The organism is Reinekea sp. G2M2-21, assembly GCF_015687175.1.
Lineage (GTDB): Bacteria > Pseudomonadota > Gammaproteobacteria > Pseudomonadales > Natronospirillaceae > Reinekea.
Genome location: NZ_JADPQG010000022.1, coordinates 1 through 3,173, shown reverse-complemented (window position 1 = coordinate 3,173; position 3,173 = coordinate 1). Strand labels below are relative to the sequence as shown.

Annotated in this window: 3 protein-coding genes and 2 pseudogenes; 1 reads left to right on the top strand and 4 read right to left on the bottom strand. The window is 45.0% G+C overall.

The window, feature by feature from the left end; translation table 11 throughout:
• Together IYN85_RS25415 and IYN85_RS25410 are read right to left on the bottom strand one after the other, a co-directional pair.
• A partial coding sequence (locus IYN85_RS25415; protein ID WP_196161788.1) for a hypothetical protein occupies positions 1-539 on the bottom strand: 539 nt, incomplete at its 3' end.
• Positions 454-777 (bottom strand): hypothetical protein, encoded by a 324-nt coding sequence (locus IYN85_RS25410; protein ID WP_196161787.1) that lies wholly within the window; start codon positions 775-777, stop codon positions 454-456. The genes IYN85_RS25415 and IYN85_RS25410, both read right to left, overlap by 86 nt.
• A 171-nt stretch (positions 778-948) precedes the next feature.
• Between IYN85_RS25410 and IYN85_RS25405 the strand changes: the two genes are divergently transcribed.
• Complete coding sequence (locus IYN85_RS25405) at positions 949-1,320, top strand: helix-turn-helix domain-containing protein (RefSeq protein ID WP_196161786.1); 372 nt, start codon at positions 949-951, stop codon at positions 1,318-1,320.
• Positions 1,321-1,606: 286 nt separating this feature from the next.
• On the opposite strand, the pseudogene IYN85_RS25400 reads toward IYN85_RS25405, so the two are convergent.
• Positions 1,607-2,902 (bottom strand): annotated as a pseudogene (locus tag IYN85_RS25400) (IS1380 family transposase).
• A gap of 113 nt (positions 2,903-3,015) precedes the next feature.
• Positions 3,016-3,173 (bottom strand): annotated as a pseudogene (locus IYN85_RS25395) (IS3 family transposase); the annotation flags it as partial.

Genomic DNA, 3,173 nt, shown 5'->3' with positions numbered 1-3,173 from the left:
CTTGAAAGCGCGTTGAATACAAAGGCATTTCTAACATCTAAGAGAGTGAGTTCAGTGAGAGGGAAGTAGACGTCCTGTAAAGAGATTGCAGCATAAATGTATTCAGGAGGAACGTTTTTCCCGAGCAGGAATTCGACCGTAGTCCCATCGGATTCGGAAACGATACCTACGATTTCTTTAAGCCACTTCTTATATTTTCGAAGATTCATCCCATAGGTGTAGTCGTAAAGTAATTCGATGTTTTCTGCTTCGATTGGGTTTATATCGTCTTCGGCGACGATAGCGTAAGTGATGCCGGTGCCTTCTAGAAACCTCTCAATAGCAGGACTAGAAAAAGTGTCAGTTTCGGGGTGATAAGTAATGAAATCGGGGCGATCGCGGGATTCGATAAGGAGCTGTTTTTTCTTTTTGCACTCCAGATATTGAATTTCATCTTCAGCAATGAATAAGTAGTCAAGAGTGTGCTTTTGTTTGTGTCTGGGATTCTTGCCGGTTTCGTAACATAGAGGAAGCTTGGGGGGGCTGATCAAAGATTCCAAGAATCTTGCTCTTATTTTCAGCTTCTAAGAGTTTGGGGAATTCGATTGTTGAGCTTTCTGCTTGAATTATGGCTGCCATCTTACGGCTGGGGAATCTTATCGCGTAGTTCTTCCCGTTTTTGCTGGCTTTAACTCTTCTTGCTGGTTCCGAATTGATTGCCTTTTTAACAAGCTCAAACCCTTTGTCATTTTTAGTTAGCTGTTTTGCTTTATGAAGAAGTAAGCAATTTGCATCCATAAACCACCTCCTGTGGTGTCTCTGAATGAACTTGACCGCAATTCAAGTTATAGGCTAATGCTGGCAATGTCAACAAATGAATAAAAATTATATAAATGTATATTTTGCTGGTTCTGGTAGTAGCCTCTGAGTTATTATTTATTTATTAATTTTTGAGATATTAATTCGCTCATGAGTGATCAGATCGTTTTTGCAGAACGCTTAGTAGCTGAAAGAGTGCGCTTAGGCCTTAAAGTAAAGGAGATGGCTAGCTTGTGCGGTGTGAAAGTCGCTACACAGTATTTGTATGAGCGCGGTGAGCGGTCGCCAAATTCAGATTACATCCAAAAGGCTTTTGAAGCTGGTGTTAAACCAGAAAATCTATTCGATTTTAAGCATCTGAGTTATCCGAAAAGGAAAAATGAGAACATCGATTGGGAAGCTTCCCTCAACAGCGCATTTCTTGAAACGGAAATAGAATGCCGTGATCCACAGGGAAGGCTCTTAGATCCCTATTTCAGACTTCAGAAAATACGTGAAAAGCTATTTTGCAGAGCTTCATAATAATGATTGTAACCCTTAGTTGCGATCCCTATCAGATTTAGCAAGAAAGTACACTCCATTACTTAGTGACTTGTGGAAAGTCTAAACCATTGCTCAATAGGCAAAACCTGGCAAGCCCCTAGCCCGTATATTTCACCAAACCAGACAAAACCATCTTCATCTCAATTCATTTGCTAATGTCGCCTGATCCTTTGCTGATTAGGCGCTTTTAAGCTTCTTTTTCAAATTTCAGGCGCACTTCCCCTTACCCCATTCTTTATTTCGTGCCGGGTCAGCACTTATTTTTCTATCCGCTTTTCAAAGTACTGTGTGCTACTTCAAATTCATTCCGGAATGGATAGTGACTTGGCAGCATGAACTTTATTCGCCGACTATTTTTCATCACAACCGCGGCCACTTTGAACAACTTCAGCCGGATTGTATTTACTTGGGCATGAGCCAGCTCTGTGTTTTCCAAGGCTAATCGTCAAAGCCCATTCACGAGCGTATAGCCCAGTCCAGGGAGCAGCAACCGGAACTGATTTAGCCACCAGTGATGGCAGGAAGTACGATCAGAAAACAAAAACTACTGTTCTTTGATTCGGTTTTCCATGTCACCACGGGCACAATACCAGTCTCTATAAATCGCTTCGGGTGGGTCGGTTAGGCTGGGAACAACATAATGAGGATTTTCACCTTGAGGACTATGCTCCGCTTTGACAATCATCCGACGTTCCTGCTGACGCCAAGAGCCGGCACTGTAGCCAAACTCATCAAACAACACCGCTTTTCTGCCCGTAATTTCACAGTCTAATTTAGCCAATAAGCGCGTCGCAGAGCTCTTAGACTTGAGCACGCTGTTCTTGGTCATGCCGATGACGTAATCAACCCGATTGCGATCACACCAAGACAGTAATAAAGGTCAACAAAATCCCGCATCAGCCCGCACGATAATATGTATCTCGGGCCATTGTTGTCGCAATCGTTTAACCAGGCACTTCAGAACCGCCGGGGCATTATAGGCGGCGTCCCGGCAGGCCGAGCGAAGATAAGCGGTCAGCAAATGAGAGCCACAGAAAACGAACAGAGGTAGGAAGCAGTACTCGTCGTAAAAGGCATTGAAGTAACGCCCGATTTGTTCACCGTGAACAGGGTCATTGGTGGCATCAAAATCCAGAACCAACTCGGCCGGAGCTTGATCGAAGCTTTGAATAAACTGGCGCATTAGCACCTCATGCATCGCCCAGCTGGAGGCTTCATCCGCTCGCTGCTCCAAGCGGTAAAGTGTGGGTGCGCTTGCTAACGGATCGAGAGAAGAGGTTGCGGTTTTCAAAGCGCTGTCATGGCGTAACGATTGGTGATCGTTGAGATCTTCATAACCGGCGGCTAAGGCAAACAGGCGTTGGCGAAGCAGATTGATTTGCTTGTGCTGAGTGCGGCCAGCACAACGAGAATCTGGTAAGAGTTGATTTGGATGCGCAGTGAGGCCGAGCTTTAGGTCGACTTCACGCAACAATAATAAACCTGCGTCGGAAGTCAGGTCACCACCGCAGAAATCAGCTTCAACTTTACGACGTTTAAGAGGCGAAAAAGGTAAGATCATGTGGTAGCATTCCGTTACGGCTTTGAGTGGTGAAGATAATTGGTGTGGTGCCTTTATTATCAGCATTCCAAAGCCGTTTTGCTATCCGAGATGTGATTTTGGTGAAATATTCGGGCTAGGGCCTCGGGCTTCTCTCGAACGATCCGTTTCTTCGGTTTGATGCGCAGGTTAAGCTCCAACTCCCCGTAGATCCGATACACACGCTTGTGGTTCCAGCCATAGCCTTTCACATTGCGCAGTAACAGAAAGCACAGACCAAAGCCCCAGTTTC